17 protein-coding genes are annotated in these 15,367 nt (G+C 51.4%); 14 read left to right on the top strand and 3 right to left on the bottom strand.

The genetic code is table 11. The features are described 5' to 3' along the window. The first annotated feature begins 4 nt into the window (after positions 1 to 4). From ACFQ2I_RS22770 to ACFQ2I_RS22735, 8 genes are all read left to right on the top strand, one after another. The gene (locus tag ACFQ2I_RS22770) at positions 5 to 505 is read left to right on the top strand and encodes a hypothetical protein (protein WP_377568476.1); all 501 of its coding nucleotides are present in this window, start codon (positions 5 to 7) and stop codon (positions 503 to 505) included. 42 nt (positions 506 to 547) lie between these two features. Further along, on the top strand, positions 548 to 2,389 hold the full coding sequence (gene typA / locus ACFQ2I_RS22765) for a translational GTPase TypA (protein WP_377568473.1): 1,842 nt from the start codon (positions 548 to 550) through the stop codon (positions 2,387 to 2,389). Positions 2,390 to 2,417: 28 nt separating this feature from the next. Then, complete coding sequence (locus tag ACFQ2I_RS22760; RefSeq protein ID WP_377568471.1) at positions 2,418 to 2,693, top strand: YlaH-like family protein; 276 nt, start codon at positions 2,418 to 2,420, stop codon at positions 2,691 to 2,693. A gap of 35 nt (positions 2,694 to 2,728) precedes the next feature. Beyond that, positions 2,729 to 3,001, top strand: a complete 273-nt coding sequence (locus tag ACFQ2I_RS22755; RefSeq protein ID WP_377568469.1) for a hypothetical protein — start codon at positions 2,729 to 2,731, stop codon at positions 2,999 to 3,001. A gap of 16 nt (positions 3,002 to 3,017) precedes the next feature. Next, positions 3,018 to 4,100, top strand: coding sequence for an LCP family protein (locus ACFQ2I_RS22750; protein ID WP_377568467.1), 1,083 nt, complete (start codon positions 3,018 to 3,020; stop codon positions 4,098 to 4,100). Positions 4,101 to 4,159: 59 nt separating this feature from the next. Next, positions 4,160 to 4,297: a hypothetical protein gene (locus ACFQ2I_RS22745; RefSeq protein ID WP_377568464.1), complete on the top strand. Its 138-nt coding sequence runs from the start codon at positions 4,160 to 4,162 to the stop codon at positions 4,295 to 4,297. A gap of 104 nt (positions 4,298 to 4,401) precedes the next feature. Then, positions 4,402 to 5,742, top strand: coding sequence for a PhoH family protein (locus tag ACFQ2I_RS22740; protein WP_377568461.1), 1,341 nt, complete (start codon positions 4,402 to 4,404; stop codon positions 5,740 to 5,742). 126 nt (positions 5,743 to 5,868) lie between these two features. Then, positions 5,869 to 7,080: an ABC transporter substrate-binding protein gene (locus ACFQ2I_RS22735; protein WP_377568458.1), complete on the top strand. Its 1,212-nt coding sequence runs from the start codon at positions 5,869 to 5,871 to the stop codon at positions 7,078 to 7,080. An 18-nt stretch (positions 7,081 to 7,098) separates the two neighbouring features. Here the strand turns inward: ACFQ2I_RS22735 and ACFQ2I_RS22730 are convergent, their stop codons facing one another. Then, complete coding sequence (locus ACFQ2I_RS22730) at positions 7,099 to 8,205, bottom strand: coiled-coil domain-containing protein (RefSeq protein ID WP_377568455.1); 1,107 nt, start codon at positions 8,203 to 8,205, stop codon at positions 7,099 to 7,101. A gap of 83 nt (positions 8,206 to 8,288) precedes the next feature. Here ACFQ2I_RS22730 and ACFQ2I_RS22725 point away from each other — a divergent pair, with 83 nt between their 5' ends. Next, positions 8,289 to 9,428 (top strand): class I SAM-dependent methyltransferase, encoded by a 1,140-nt coding sequence (locus ACFQ2I_RS22725; protein ID WP_377568452.1) that lies wholly within the window; start codon positions 8,289 to 8,291, stop codon positions 9,426 to 9,428. 61 nt (positions 9,429 to 9,489) lie between these two features. Here the strand turns inward: ACFQ2I_RS22725 and ACFQ2I_RS22720 are convergent, their stop codons facing one another. Then, positions 9,490 to 9,726, bottom strand: coding sequence for a DUF2626 domain-containing protein (locus ACFQ2I_RS22720; protein ID WP_262677188.1), 237 nt, complete (start codon positions 9,724 to 9,726; stop codon positions 9,490 to 9,492). 265 nt (positions 9,727 to 9,991) lie between these two features. Here ACFQ2I_RS22720 and ACFQ2I_RS22715 point away from each other — a divergent pair, with 265 nt between their 5' ends. The 5 genes from ACFQ2I_RS22715 (at position 9,992) to ACFQ2I_RS22695 (ending at position 15,209) form a co-directional block, all read left to right on the top strand. Then, positions 9,992 to 10,639 (top strand): RsfA family transcriptional regulator, encoded by a 648-nt coding sequence (locus tag ACFQ2I_RS22715; protein WP_377568448.1) that lies wholly within the window; start codon positions 9,992 to 9,994, stop codon positions 10,637 to 10,639. Positions 10,640 to 10,763: 124 nt separating this feature from the next. After that, complete coding sequence (locus ACFQ2I_RS22710; RefSeq protein WP_377568446.1) at positions 10,764 to 11,729, top strand: ketopantoate reductase family protein; 966 nt, start codon at positions 10,764 to 10,766, stop codon at positions 11,727 to 11,729. A 6-nt stretch (positions 11,730 to 11,735) separates the two neighbouring features. Further along, positions 11,736 to 12,128 (top strand): DUF3397 domain-containing protein, encoded by a 393-nt coding sequence (locus ACFQ2I_RS22705; protein ID WP_377568443.1) that lies wholly within the window; start codon positions 11,736 to 11,738, stop codon positions 12,126 to 12,128. Between the two features lie 132 nt (positions 12,129 to 12,260). Next, on the top strand, positions 12,261 to 13,904 hold the full coding sequence (gene bshC, locus ACFQ2I_RS22700; protein ID WP_377568441.1) for a bacillithiol biosynthesis cysteine-adding enzyme BshC: 1,644 nt from the start codon (positions 12,261 to 12,263) through the stop codon (positions 13,902 to 13,904). Between the two features lie 45 nt (positions 13,905 to 13,949). After that, positions 13,950 to 15,209 carry an adenosylhomocysteinase gene (locus tag ACFQ2I_RS22695; protein WP_377568438.1) on the top strand — a complete coding sequence of 420 codons (1,260 nt, stop codon included), beginning with the start codon at positions 13,950 to 13,952 and terminating at the stop codon, positions 15,207 to 15,209. Here ACFQ2I_RS22695 and ACFQ2I_RS22690 read toward each other — a convergent pair. Next, the coding region (locus ACFQ2I_RS22690; RefSeq protein ID WP_377568435.1) for a hypothetical protein at positions 15,185 to 15,367 on the bottom strand (183 nt) is incomplete at its 5' end. The genes ACFQ2I_RS22695 and ACFQ2I_RS22690 overlap by 25 nt on opposite strands.

The raw sequence follows: 15,367 nt of genomic DNA, 5'->3' as shown, positions 1-15,367 counted from the left end.
AATTATGCCAAATAATAAATATTCCGCCGGGATTATTTTGCTACTGGCCGGGATTATTATCCTGCTCGGCAAGTTAGGACTGTTCAGCTTTCTAGGCAGCATCTTCTGGCCGCTGCTCGTGCTGATACCCGGCGTGCTATTGCATGTGCTGTATTTCGGCAGGGTTGTGCCGGCTGTTGCACTGGTTCCAGGCGGTATGTTGGTTGTATATGCTTTGTTGTTTATTTCTTTCAACATTTTCGGCTGGGATGTCTTGCAGGTACTATGGCCATTATTCCTGTTCGGCATAGCCGTAGGACTTTACGAGTATTATATTTTCGGCTCTTCCAAGCAGAAAGCTATTCTGCTGATAGCTATTGCGCTTAGCGTATTCACGCTGTTATTCCTTATCCTGGCACTGATGTGGGGCTGGGGTATCTATGTGATTGCGTTGCTCCTTATCGCTGCAGGGGCATGGCTAATGTACGGCCCAAGGAATCGCTGGTTCTTCAGGTTCCGCAAATAAGCGAGTGATATAAAAATTTAATAGTGGAGTGGATTATTTCAAATGCAAGCAAGAGAAAACTTACGCAACATCGCTATCATCGCGCACGTCGATCACGGCAAGACGACCCTGGTGGACAAACTGCTTCAACAATCAGGCACATATCGCGACAATGAAGCGATTCAGGAGCGTGTGATGGACTCCAATGACCTGGAGAGAGAACGCGGCATCACAATACTGGCCAAAAATACGGCCATTAACTACAAAGATTATCTGATCAACATTGTAGATACGCCTGGACATGCCGACTTCGGCGGCGAAGTGGAACGGATCATGAAAATGGTGGATGGCGTCCTGCTAGTGGTGGACGCCTTCGAAGGGTGTATGCCGCAGACAAAATTCGTCCTTCGAAAAGCGCTTGACTATCAACTGACCCCGATCGTCGTCGTGAATAAAATCGACCGGCCGAACGCTAGGCCCGTTGAAGTAATCGATGAAGTGCTTGACTTGTTCATCGAGCTTGGCGCGAATGACGATCAATTGGACTTCCCGGTTATCTATGCCTCCGCTCTAATGGGCACCTCAAGCCAAGACCCCGATAAGCAGGATGAGAATATGCAGGCGCTCTATGACACAATCGTTGAGCATATACCTTCCCCGACCGAGAAGATCGACGAGCCGCTGCAATTCCTGGTTACATTGCTTGACTACAACGAATACCTGGGACGGATCGCAATCGGTCGCGTGAACAGAGGAGTGATCAAGCAAGGTCAGCCTGTCGCCGTCATTAATCGTGAAGGAGTCAAGAAGTCGGCGAGAATCGAGAAGCTGTTCGGCTTCCAAGGATTGAAACGGATCGAGGTGGCCGAGGCCGGAGCGGGCGACATTGTTGCCATTGCTGGTATCAGGGAGATCAATATTGGCGAGACGCTAGCTGACCCTGCGCACCCAGAAGCTCTGCCAGTGCTCAAAATCGACGAGCCAACGCTGCAAATGACGTTTCTTGTCAACAACAGTCCGTTCGCGGGACGCGAAGGAAAGTGGGTGACGTCGCGCAAGCTGCGTGAGCGTCTGTTCAAGGAGCTGGAGACAGACGTCGCTCTGCGGGTTGAAGACACAGACAGCCCCGATGCATTCATCGTATCCGGACGAGGCGAGCTCCACTTGGGCATTCTTATCGAGAATATGCGGCGTGAAGGCTACGAGCTACAAGTGTCCAAGCCGGAAGTAATCGTGAAGGAAGTCGACGGTATGAAGCAGGAGCCGTATGAGCGCTTGCTAATCGATGTCCCAGAGGAAAGCATGGGTGCGGTAATGGAAAGCCTTGGCACACGTAAAGCCGAGATGGTCAACATGATCAACAACGGCAATGGGCAAGTTCGTCTGGAATTCATTATTCCAGCTCGCGGCTTGATCGGTTACAGCACCTCGTTCCTGACGTTAACCCGCGGTTACGGCATTATGAACCACGCCTTCGACAAGTACGGACCGCTCGCGGGATCCTCTGTCGGCGGCCGCCATCAGGGCGTGCTGGTAAGCAGCGAGAACGGGACATCCACATTCTACGGCATGCTTGGCGTTGAAGATCGCGGTATTCTGTTCATGGAGCCGGGGACAGAAGTGTATGAAGGCATGATTGTCGGTGAACACAACCGAGACAACGACATTATCGTGAATATTTGCAAGGAGAAGCAGTTGACTAACGTACGTTCCGCCGGCAAGGACGACACGGTCAAGCTGAAGACTCCACGATTGTTCTCCCTTGAGCAGGCGCTGGAATATTTGAACGATGATGAATACTGCGAGATTACGCCGAAGACGATACGTCTGCGCAAGAAGCTATTGAACAAGGGCGATCGCGAGCGTGCGGAGAAGCAACGTAAAATGGCGCAAGCAGGCGTGTAGCTTAGCGACATGACAGGAGGAATCAATCATGCAGGAATGGCTGAGCGAGCATAAGCTTGTATCTTACTTGCTTATATTGGCGTTCACCATCTATATTTTCAACAGTGTATTCCGTCCACAGGCCAAGCTGCCTCTGCTGAAGGAAATACTTGTCTACATGATCATGGCAATCGGAAGCTTCGTGCTTATGATCCTTCAAATAGACAAGCTGCCTATCATTCAATGCATGGGTATTGCTGTATTGATGATGCTGATGCTGCGTGGACGTCAACTTTATGACAAGTATCGGAAGAAGAGCGGTTAGCGGCATTTACAATCGCAGATTCGGAGGTGCGGCTCGTGAGAGAGGAAGACGCATTGTTCAACTGGTTGCAAATGAGGGTAGTTGCAGATGCGCGCCCGCAGGACGAAGCAGCCCGCAAGACGCTAGAGTTTTTCCTGGACGTACTAGGCGAAGATCATGCCATCACTTCCCCTCAGATCTCGCATACCGATGATACGATGATTCATGTGAAGTACGAGAAGAACGGCAAGTCCAAGACGCAGCTTATTCCCCGCGAAGCGGGGGAGCAGCTGCTCGCGGACATAATCGCCAATCCGAAATTCAACTAAAGGGGCTTCCAGGTTTATGAGTCAAGGTCAATCTTCGGTTATGCCATCTCGTTCGACGCTAAGGGGTTCGAAGCCGCCCAAGCGTCCAAAGTCAAAAAAACGAAAAAGCAAGCTAAAGGTGTTTTTTATAACGCTTTTTTTTCTATTGCTGGGACTATTGCTGGCGATCGCAGGCTGGCTCAGTTATTTGCTGTTACAGACGGATGAAGCCTTCGATACCATCTCTATCGTAGATGAAACGGTTGCCACACCGGTGCCGGTGAAGGAATCCGTCAAGAAGAAGCCCGTATCTATGGTTATCATGGGCATCGACTCCCGCTCCGGAGGCGGGGGGTTGAATACTGACGTGTTGATGGTGGCGTCCTTCGATCCGGAATCCAAATCGGCTTCCATCGTCTCCATTCCGCGGGATACGCTGATCCAAGTGGAGGGCTATCGCGGCAGGAAAGCGAACCGGTTCTATGCGGACTTCTTCATGGCGGCCCGCAATGAAGGAAGGAGCAAGGAAGAAGCGGCAATTGAGGCGAAGGAAGAATTCCGCAGTGTGCTGGGCAAGCTGTTCGGCATCGATATCAAATACGCGACAGTGGTCAACTTCAAGGGCTTCGAGGATACGGTAGATCTGCTTGGGGGCATTGACGTGTATGTCGATATGCGTATGAAATATACGGATTCCCATGACGGCACCAATATCGACTTGCAAAAAGGTCAACAGCAGTTGAACGGCAAGCAGACGCTTGATTTCGTACGATACCGTCAATCCAACGACGGGACCAACATGTCAAGCGATTTCGATCGGAACCGCCGGCAGAGCGAGGTTGTCGGAGCACTTGTCGATAAGCTAATGACCATAGGCGGAGTCTCCAAGATCGGCAGTATCATCGAGAAGATGAGCGAGAATGTGCAGACTGATATGCCCGAGAAAGAGATTAGCCGGATGATTAATACATACCTGGGAATCAAGAGCAGCAATCTGACATTCATGCCGCTGGAAGGCAGCTGGAAGAGTCCATATGTCTATATTAATGAAGAAAGTCTTCAGAAGACGAGGAATGAGCTGCAGGCAAAAATGGGAATGCCCGTAGACGCTGCAGAATAAAATAGCTATAATAAAGCTAGAACAGCTCTACCTAATCCATTCTGGGGAGGTCCTCGTATATGATGGATATGAACATGACTGGCTGGCGCAGCGACAAGGATCGTGAAATGAAGCTGTTTCAACTCTTCCCGTGCAAATCGAATCGAGCATGCCAAGAGGACAAGTTACGTCCTTTGCGTGTCATATGGAAAGCCTAGTGATTATTCACTAGGCTTTCTTGTGTCTCTAGGTGAGGTTCATCGTATCGTATAATAATCGGAATGATTATTGCAACTATCATCGATGCCGGGAGGTTTCTTATATGAAAAAAACATTCGTGCTCGATACTAATGTGCTGCTTCATGATCCACAGGCCATATTCGCCTTCGAAGACAATGAAGTGATCATTCCCGCTATCGTACTGGAGGAAATCGACTCCAAGAAAAGATTAGCTGACGAGCTTGGGCGAAACGCCCGAACCGTATCCCGCTTGCTCGACGGAATGCGCCGTCAGGGGCATCTTCATGAAGGCATTCCCCTTCAGAACGGCGGGCTGCTTAAAGTAGAATTAAATCATCGCAGCTTTATGCGCGTCCAAGAAATGTTCGGCGACATGTCGAATGATAATCGAATTCTGGCCGTCGCCTTGAACTATCAGTTGGAACAAGCAGACGCTGCCGCGAATGCTGATAAACCGGAAATTGTGCTTGTCAGCAAGGATGTGCTCGTGCGAATTAAGGCGGACGTGCTGAGTTTGAAAGCCCAGGACTATCTGTCGGATCAAATTGCGCCGGCATCGGATGCCTATACGGGCTATGTAACCTTGTTCGTCCATCCTGCCGTTATTGATGAATTTTATACGTTCCGATTTCTAAATGTCGATCAGTTGCAAATAAAGGCAAAGCCAAGGCCGAATGAATTCGTTATTCTGCGAGACGAGATGGGAACGAACAAGTCGGCGCTCCTGAAGATTAGTGCCGACGGAGCGAGGCTGGAGCCGTTATACTTGAGCAATGATCCCGTATGGGGGATTACGGCCCGCAATGCTCAGCAGCGCATGGCGCTTGAACTGCTCCTTAGCGACGATATACCGCTCGTCACCCTGTCGGGAAAGGCCGGTACGGGCAAAACCCTCCTTGCGCTCGCGGCAGGCCTGATGAAGGTGGAGGATGAACATAAATATAAAAAGCTATTGATTGCAAGACCGGTTGTGCCGATGGGCAAGGATATAGGCTATCTGCCAGGGGAGAAGGAAGAGAAGCTGAGGCCATGGATGCAGCCGATCTACGATAATTTGGAGTTTCTGTTCGATACAAAGAAGTCTGGCGACATTGAAAAAATATTGATGGGCATGGGCAGCATTCAGGTTGAAGCGCTGACGTATATTCGCGGCCGCTCTATACCCGGGCAGTTCATCATAATTGACGAAGCCCAAAACCTGACGAGACATGAAGTGAAGACGATCGTCTCCCGTGTCGGGGAAGGCAGTAAAATTGTGCTGATGGGCGACCCGGAGCAGATCGATCATCCCTACCTGGATTCCGTCAGCAACGGATTGTCCCATATTATCGAGAGATTCAAGCTTGAGGGGATTAGTGGTCATGTCACGCTGGAGAAAGGGGAACGCTCCAAGCTGGCGCAGTTGGCGGCGGATCTGTTGTAAATAGGAACAGCAAGACGGCTGCGTACCGGCAGCCGTCTTTTCTGCCGATAATGCCTTGCCATATGTTGATAAATATTGGTATTCTATAGCCAGATTATTGAGCAGGTAAAGGAAAGGAGGAGCCGTGTGTCTCCTCGAAAGTATGTGCCTCTTATCGTCGTGGTCCTGTTATTGTCTTCATTGTTGCTCATTCCCTATTCACGATCCATACAGAGCAGTCTGCCCAATCCACCGGAAGGATATGCCACGTTGTCGGGAATCGACGGTCCTTCGCCGGACATGCCGATAGTAGAACTTCATGCAAGCGTTTCCGTGACTGCTGAGCAATTCCGTGAGCTCCAGGGGTGGAATCAGGTCTTCATGACTGATCACCCTCATATTGTTGTTCATCTTACGAATGAGTCCGATACCTCTCTCGCACACGACAATTGGGAGCGTAGCAGCAGCGTAGGCGACGGAACTGATATTATGCTGCTGCACAACGATTGGGTGATGCCATTCGCGGTACGGGGATACTTGAAGCCCGTAGACAGCAAGCTTGCGATGGAAGGGCTGCCTCAGCAAGTGAACGGGTGGATGGAGCCGCTGAAGTGGAACGGATATTTGTGGGGCGTGCCTTATGAAATCAATCCTTACACCTTATTGTGGAACAAGTCTATGCTGGCTAAGGCGGGAATGTCGGAGGAGCCGCAAGATTGGGAGTCGTTCCTTGTGTTGGTTCAGAAGCTTTCCCAAGGTGCCGAGGAAGCGACGCTCCTGAATCTCAGTCCTGACAGTATAGAACAGCTGTTGGTATGGCTAGAGAAGTTCAGAAAGGAAGAAGACGCTTTTAACATGATGCCGGAGATCACCGCAGAGCAGCGGGAGCTGTTAGTGTGGCTGAACGCTCAGCAGGAACGTATCGGAACATTCAGATTGCAACAACTGGATGGGATGATGCAAGCGATCAAGAGTGATAAATTGCTGTCGTTCGTCCTCCCGTGGCGGATGTATGAAGGACTGGATAATACTGTGAAGAGATCATTGATTGTGGATGAGGCAAGCTTGGCGCATCCTTGGGTTAGCGGCAGCAGCTACGTAATCGGAGCTGGCTGCCAGGTGGAGCAAGAAGCGATGCAATGGATTGAGGCAATGGTACAGCAGGGAGGACGAAGCATCCCAGCGATAGCTCATTCTGAAGTGGAACGGCAGCAGTATAGGGCTGATCCTGACTGGCCGGATCGAAAACGTCGCTGGGAAGTGCTGTGGAGTCGTTACTCTCGGGACGAAATTGCAATGAACGATTTCATATCGGAGCTTGCACATTCCAGGGACGAAGGGGCTGCACGCCCGGAGTGATGCAGCCCTTAGCCGCCTTTACAAGCTAATGGACAGCTTAATCGTCAGTTTGCCGTCCGTGGCTTCGACGTCCTTCGCTTTCAGGAAGGAGAGAATGAGCTGCGGGTAGAAGCCCAGATCAAATTCCTCTTCCAGCGATCTCCGGGTTGTATCCGGTAGCGAGAACCCGTTGTAAATCAGCTTGTCAACATGGAACATTATCCCGTTAACAGGTTCATCTTCCACAGTGTAGTGACCCGTTACAGTGATCTCCATGCCGTCCTTGTTGCCATAGGCGGTAACGGAGCCGTCCAGGAATTGGAATGAAAAGTGCTTGAATCGCTCATCTTGCTCCTGAAGGAAATCGTTCAGCTCGGCTTCAGAGACAGTAATCGTATATTGGAAGCCTTGGTTATCCAGCATATCCTTATTGTCGCTGATCCAACCGGGAAGCTTCTGCATGGCGCTCGCCAGCGCCTGGAAGTACTCTTGCACCTTGGCTAGTCCTTCCTCCTCCCAGGAGCGAGTCAGCTCCTCCATCAGCAGTCTGATGCGGTCGGCGTCAGTGCGTCCTTGCAATTCATCCTCCAGTTGCGCTTCCAAGGCGAGAACGCGTTCACGCTGCTGAAGCAGCCGCTGCTCTACACCAGCCAGCTCAGTCTCTCTGTCCTCCAGCTCCCGATAGCTTTCTTGCATGCGGCGATACTGATCTATGTAAGAATGAAGCGTATGCTTGTCCTTGCTTATGATGATATCGATATAGTCGATGATGGAGAAGAAGGTCGTCCATGATTTCGAAGAGAGCAGCGCGGCATACAGCATATCGCGTTCGCCCATATAATAAGCGCGAAGCACTTTACCAGCGTCGTTCCGTTTAGCTTCAATGTCGTTTTCTTGCTTTTTCAGTTCGTCCTGCGCCAGCTTCATAGATTGTTCCAAAACTTTTTGTTGTTGCTTGATCGTCTCAATCTCACGGTCGATTTCAACGACTGACAGACTTTTTTCGAGCAGGACACGTACATCGTCAGAAGTGGCGGCAGGGTCAATCGGCATTGCCATGACAGGCATTCGCAGCGAGAGCAGCACGCTGATCAGGAACAGGATGAAGGCGGTTTTTGCGTTTGCATAGGGCATTATTTTTCTCAAATGGTATCCTCCTCCCTCAGCTATAAATGTATGCGTCTGCCTTCTTCATTATATCTTAGATAAGGAAAAGGAGAAATCCGGCGATGGCAAAGGTGCAAGGGGAAAGCAATCTTGGACAAAAGATCGAGAGCATTATTGTCCGTTCTGAGCTTCAGGGCACGTATAGCGATGAACAGGGAGCGGCTCGCTACGTTCCGTGCATTACCTTTCATGACTATATGGCATTGTGCCTGTATGATGAGGAATACGGCTATTATCGGCAAGGCAAGATCAGAATCGGCAAAGAAGGCGACTTCTATACGAGCTCGGCTGTTGGAAGCGGTCTGGCAGCAGTCATTGCTTCCTATGTGATGGACTATGCCAAGGAGGACAATAAGCCCTTAACATTCGTAGAGTGGGGAGCCGGCACGGGAAGGCTGTCTGCACAGATTGCGTCGGAATGGCAGAAGCTTCTGCCGCTATGGAGGAAACGATTCCGCATGAAGGTAGTGGAAGATTATGTATCGCATGCGAATGCCGCGAGGCAACAGCTGCCGTTCGCTTCTTGCTTGACGTCCCGGGAGGCGTTAGAGGAGGGAGCGCTACAAGCGCCTGCCGTAATTGTTGCGAACGAATTGCTGGACGCTTTCCCCGTTCACCGCATTCAGCGAGCGGGCGGCCAGCTTTATGAGCTGGGTGTAGCGTATGTGAATGGACGCTTCCGATATGTACGGATGACCATGACGAGTCCGGACTTTCACAATTGGCTGCAGCGCGACGGCATATATTTGCAAGAAGGCCAGATTACGGAACTGTGCCCCAGCTCCGGCAAGTGGTTAAGAAAGATAAGTGCCATGATGAAGCGGGGCAAAGTTATTGTTATCGACTATGGTTACGATGCAGAAGAGTACAGTTCAGCTTGCCGGATGGACGGCACGTTGATGTGCTATTACCGCCATACAGCTTCCGATCAGCCGTTCCAGCGGCCGGGACAGCAGGATATGACAGCACATGTCTCCTTCTCATACTTGAAGGCGGAGGCGCGTGAAGCCGGATTCAGCATCGCATTCGATGGGAGTCAGAAGCAATTCATGGTAGATAACGGCGTTCTGGAACTGCTGATTGATCACCGGGATAGCAATCCTTTCAGCGATCAGGCACGGCGCAACCGGTCACTGCGCCAGCTTCTGCTAAGCGATGGCATCGGTGAAGCTTTTCGTGTGCTTGTCCTGGAGAAGGAATAGAAGAGGCCTGAGTCAGGGATTATCCCTGACTCAGGCCTCTTCAGTTTCCAATGGCGCTTGATTAGAAAGGCAAATCCAACTTGAATACGGACCAATATGTGAATCCAACGAATGAAATCACCATATATCCCCAGAACATCATAATGTACGTTCTTTCGGAGAAGTTCAAGTAGCCAAGGAAAGTGAAAGCGACGGCTTGCGCGAAGAACAGCAGAGCAAATTCCGTCATATGGCCGGCGAAAGCCATTAGTCCAATGACTAAGCACCAAAAACCGAGTACCCGATACATGCGTGCCACGATAGCATCCCCCTTTCCATACGACCCAATTTCCTACTCAACATTATAACGTTTGCTTGATGGAGTGTAAACATGCAGTAGTGACGAATTGGCGAATTTTTAGGCTTGAAGCGAGTTCATTCCATAGTTTACTCATCGTTTGCAGCAATCATGTATGAGCGCAATTCATTTTGGTTATACAAAATAGTATCCAATAGATTCTATGAACTCTACCAAGGGCATAGAGATGAAGTAAGCGCCTTTTACGTTAGGAGGTTATTGTTGCATGACAGCAGTTAGACAAGATGCGTGGAGTCCGGACGATGATCTTATTCTCGCCGAAGTAACTCTGCGCCATATTAGAGAAGGCAGCACCCAGCTTGCGGCATTCGAGGAAGTGGGCGAGCGGATCGGTCGCACAGCAGCCGCATGCGGTTTTCGTTGGAACAGCTGCGTTCGCAAGAAATATGAGGAAGCGATAAGCATAGCAAAGCAGCAGCGGCAGAAACGCAATTATTTCAAGAAACAATCGTCTGCTCCTCAAGTATCTTCTATCGCGATGCTCGATGCTGAAGAGGGCACCGCGTATAAGCAGGAAGCGGGGATGGTGGATGAAGGGATATCCATCGATGCTGTTATTCGCTTCTTGCGCAGCTGGAAGACGACCTATCAGGAGTTGTCCAGGCAGATTAAAATGTTCGAGAAGGAAATGAAAGAAAAGGATGACGAGTTACTCAAGCTTCGCAATGAAAATAAGAGGCTTGCAAGCGAGGTCAACAATGCCGAATCGGACTATCGGGCCGTCAACGACGACTACAAGACTTTGATCCAGATAATGGATCGGGCACGTAGACTTACCGTATTGTCAAATGAGGAAGAAGCAAAGCCAAGGTTCAAAATGGATGCGAACGGCAATCTGGAACGAATTGAATAAGCGTGCACGGTTAAGCCCGTCATCCTTCATAGAAGGATGACGGGTTTTCACTTGAACGGAGTAAAGTGTATAATAGCGTTAATGGTAAACGGACTGGCAGGAAGAACAACGAAGGAGTGCGTGTATGCATATCGATGTGATCGGAGCAGGTGCGATCGGGATGATGCTTGCGGCAGCTTTAGCGGAATCCGGAGCGCATGTAACGCTATGGACAAGGACGAGACGACAAGCCCGTCTTATTCAGCAATATGGCGTGCTTCGGCATAACCTGCAAGGAGGCGGCAAGGTAGTTCACCTTCCATGCCGAGCGATGGGGGAAGCGGTAGTTACTTCTTCCGAGAGATGTGTGGTGCTGACAGTCAAATCAACAGCGATCAACCCTGAACTGACGGAACAGCTTCGCGGTATCCTTAACAGTGGCAGATCGGAAGCGGTGACAGTTATCTGCTTGCAGAACGGAATCGGCCATGTGGAGATTCTGACTGAAGCGCTTGGACCTATACCGATTCATATAGCAGTGACGACGGAGTCGGCCAAGCGGGAGGATGAACGGACTGTGCGTCATACAGGCGCCGGCGGGATCTGGTTGAGCAACCGGGATCAATTCGGGAATGAGACAGGGGATGCGCCAGTTCAAAAAAAAATGCTGCAATCGCTGGAAAAGGCAGGATTCACCACTTTTCTGTCGAATGACATCAGTACTCGTATTTATCGCAAGCTGATTGTAAACGCAGTCATTAATCCCTTGACAGCTCTCTACCATGTAACGAATGGTGAGCTGCCGAAGGAGAGCTGCCGGCTGACGCTCATGCGTCGGCTGTATGAAGAGTCTGCAGCCGTCTTCATAAAGGGAGGACTGCTTCCACCGGGAGATTACTGGCAGTCGATATTGGATATATGCGAAGCTACATCAAGGAATAGATCTTCCATGCTGTCCGATGTTCAGGCCGGGCGCGAGACGGAGATTGCTTTCATCAATGGGGCAATCGCAGCGAAAGGCAGAGAGCTCGGGATGCTTACTCCGCTAAATGATGCGCTAATTGTAATTATTCAGGGGTACAGGAGGCCATGGGATGAGGATAAGGGGTGAAGTTCGATGATGGATGGCTTAATGAAGCTATATGCGATTCTGGCCTTTATACCGGTTATTCCATTCGCCGCAGTTCTCATCGGATACGGCACTTACATAAAGGATTGGAAGCGGGCGTTCCGCATGGCGATGGATGTATCTACTGTTTTTTTTATCGGTTGTGTTGCAGGGCAATTCAATCTTATATTTGATAGTCAATTCGGTATTTACGGCATTATGCTGGTTATGATACTCGCAGGAGGTCTACTTGGCAACGCGCAGTTCCGCAAGCGGGGAAAGGTTAATGCGAAGCGTATATTTCAGGCGGTATGGCGGCTCAGCTTCTTCGCTACGAGTTTTCTGTATATTGTATTTATGGCCGTCCTGATCGGAAGGATGCTCTTCACGATGTCGGCATAATCTTGTCCTAATACGACGAGGCCGGTTCAATGGCGCTGCGGCGTCCTGAATCGGCCTTTAATTATTGTCGCATATCCTGTACAATAATGCTGATGTTGTATCGGATAATTAAGTAGGGAGGTACTTACCATAATGCAATCTGAACCCTATTCACTACCGTCCTCCCAACCATTGACGGAGGCGTATATCACTCGCAATGATTCCGCGGCCCTGTCCTTGTATGGCTATCATGCCGGTATCGTTGAAGATTGGAGTAATCGGCTTGCCGCTCTTCAACGCAATGCGGGTCCCAGAGCCGACGCCGCGCTGTTGGGGGACGTTCTCCGAACTTATCAGCAGCGTATAGGAGTGTCATCGGATAAAGTAGATTCCGCCATTGCGGCGATTGCGGGAGGGGCACCGGTCATTATAGGCGGTCAGCAAGCCGGATTATGGACAGGGCCGTTGCTCGTCGTACATAAGGCCGTATCCGTTATTCGTGCGGCCGGCTATGCCAGCGAACAGCTGGGTATTCCCGTTATTCCAGTATTCTGGATCGCAGGGGAAGACCATGATTGGGACGAAGCGAATCACGCGTATGTCGTGACAGCGGAACAAGAGCTGGGCAAGCTGACGGCGGCTCTGCCTGATCGTGTGCGCACTTCGGTGAGCCGCACCTTCATCGGGAGCGATCAATGGGAGAGCTGGCTGGCGGAGCTGGAAGCAGCGCTGCCGGGGTCGGAATTCAAGCCTGGCATGATGGACGAGCTTCGGCAACTGGCCGGTCGCGCGACGTCGCTGTCCGACATGTTCGCTTGCTTGCTTCACCGTTTGTTCGGCCGATACGGTCTTGTGCTGATCGATTCCGACGATGCCGACTTGCGCAAGCTGGAAGCGCCCATGTTCCGGAAGTTGCTGGAGCGCAACGACGAGCTGGAAGAAGCGTTCCGCTCCACATCTGCACGGGTGACAGAGCTCGGTTATCCGCTTCAGGCGGATGTGGCGGAAGGAAGCTCGGGACTGTTCTTGTTCCATCCTGACCGTGACGGGGAGCGGACAATGCTCTACAAGCGAGATGGTCTGTTCATGGATCGGAAGGAAAGCTGCTCCTGGAGCAAGGAGGAATTGATCGCCCTGACGCATTCCCGGCCGGAGCTGTTCAGCAACAATGTGCTGACTCGGCCGCTTATGCAGGAGTATCTGTTCCCTGTGCTCGGCACTGTGCTGGGGCCGGGCGAGATTGCATATTGGGGCGTCACGGGTGCTGCATTCCGCTCCATGAACATGGAGATGCCCCTCATCGTCCCCCGCATGTCCTATACGCTCGTGGAAGGAACCGTTACGAAGCATATGGCGAAGTTCGAGCTGGACTTCGCAGATGTGATGGAACGGTTCCAAGAGCGGAAGGAGCAATGGCTTAAGGAGCAAGATGAGCTGTCGCTGCAGGAACGCTTCGCGGCAGTGAGCGAATCCTTCCAGGATATGTATCGTCCGCTGCTGCAGCTCGCCGCATCTATTCAACCAGGACTGGCCAAGCTGGGCGAGACGAACATGGCCAAGATCGTGGAGCAGATTGCTTTCATGGAAAGCAGGACGCTGGATGCCCATAATAAACGATTCGACGCAGCAATTCGCCAATTGGAACGGATTCGTCTGTCGATCAAGCCTGCCGACAAGCCGCAAGAGCGCGTATTGTCCATGATTGGCTATTGGAGCCGGTATGGCGATTCCTGGATCGAGAGGCTGATGGAGGCGGATTACCGTCCGACAGGCGGTCATGAGATTGTTTATTTGTAAGTAGTATGTCATGTAACAGCTATTAACCAGTGGAGGGATTACAGCATGAACGCATTGAACAACAGCATTATTGCGAATCCGGAGCTTGCTCCGGAAGGCCATCTGAAGATAGAGTGGGTACGCGCGCACATGCCCGTATTGAACAGAATCAGAGAGCAGTTCGAGAAGGAGCAGCCGTTCAAAGGATTGAAGGTGACGATCTCCCTTCATCTGGAGGCCAAAACCGCTTACCTGGCAAAGGTCGTTCAGGCAGGCGGAGCAGAAGTAACAATTACCGGCAGCAATCCGCTGTCCACGCAAGACGATGTGTGCGCGGCGCTGGTGGAGGACGGCATTACCGTCTTCGCAAAATACAATCCAAGCGACGAGGAATTCAAGGCGCTTAACATGAAAGCGCTGGAATGCAAGCCGGATCTGCTTATTGACGACGGCGGCGATCTCGTCACGCTGCTGCATTCGGAGTGCAAGGACATGGCGGTCAATCTTCGCGGCGGAGCGGAGGAGACAACGACGGGCATTCTTCGCTTGAAGGCGCTGGAGAAGGAAGGCTCGCTGGCGTTCCCGATGGTGGCGGTGAATGACGCATTCTGCAAATACTTGTTCGACAACCGATACGGGACGGGGCAGTCAGTATTCGACGGCATCAATCGCACGACGAATCTGGTGGCAGCCGGCAAGACGGTCGTCGTCGTCGGCTATGGCTGGTGCGGCAAGGGCGTCGCTATGCGGGCCAAAGGTCTGGGCGCCAATGTCATCGTCACAGAGATCGATGCGATCAAAGCGGTAGAAGCTTACATGGACGGCTTCGCGGTCATGCCGATGCTGGAAGCGGCAAAGCTTGGCGACATGTTCATTACAGTAACGGGCAACCGCGATGTCATCCGCGGCGAGCATTACGAAGTAATGAAGAATGGCGCCATTCTGTCCAACGCCGGACACTTCGATGTGGAAGTGAACAAGTTGGAGCTGGCGGCGATGTCGACAGGCAAGCGCACCGTGAGACGCAATATTGAAGAATACCAATTGAAGGACGGACGCAGCATCTATTTGCTCGCAGAGGGCAGATTGGTCAATCTTGCAGCCGGTGACGGCCACCCGGCTGAAATTATGGACATGACGTTCGCGCTGCAGGCGATGTCGCTGAAGTATGTGAACGATCAGTATGAATCGCTGGGCAAGGAAGTGATCAACGTTCCTTACGAGCTTGACGAGCAAGTTGCCCGCATTAAGCTTGAAGCGCTCGGCATGGGCATTGACGAGCTGACGCCGGAGCAAGCGGCCTATCTGGACAGCTGGGCGGAATAAGCAGCTAGCATAGAGGAAGCCTGCATAAGCCGAATGGCATATGCAGGCTTCTGTGCGGTGCGCCACGCATGGCGCGTAGCTAGGCGGTGAAAGTCCGCTATGGGGGCTTGCAGTTGCCAACCATTAGCCAAGAGCAAGGGTGTCCATCGCGAGGTGGA

It is taken from the genome of Paenibacillus chungangensis (assembly GCF_042675905.1).
GTDB classification, from domain to species: domain Bacteria; phylum Bacillota; class Bacilli; order Paenibacillales; family Paenibacillaceae; genus Pristimantibacillus; species Pristimantibacillus chungangensis.
This window is presented reverse-complemented; position numbering and strand designations above follow the sequence as displayed.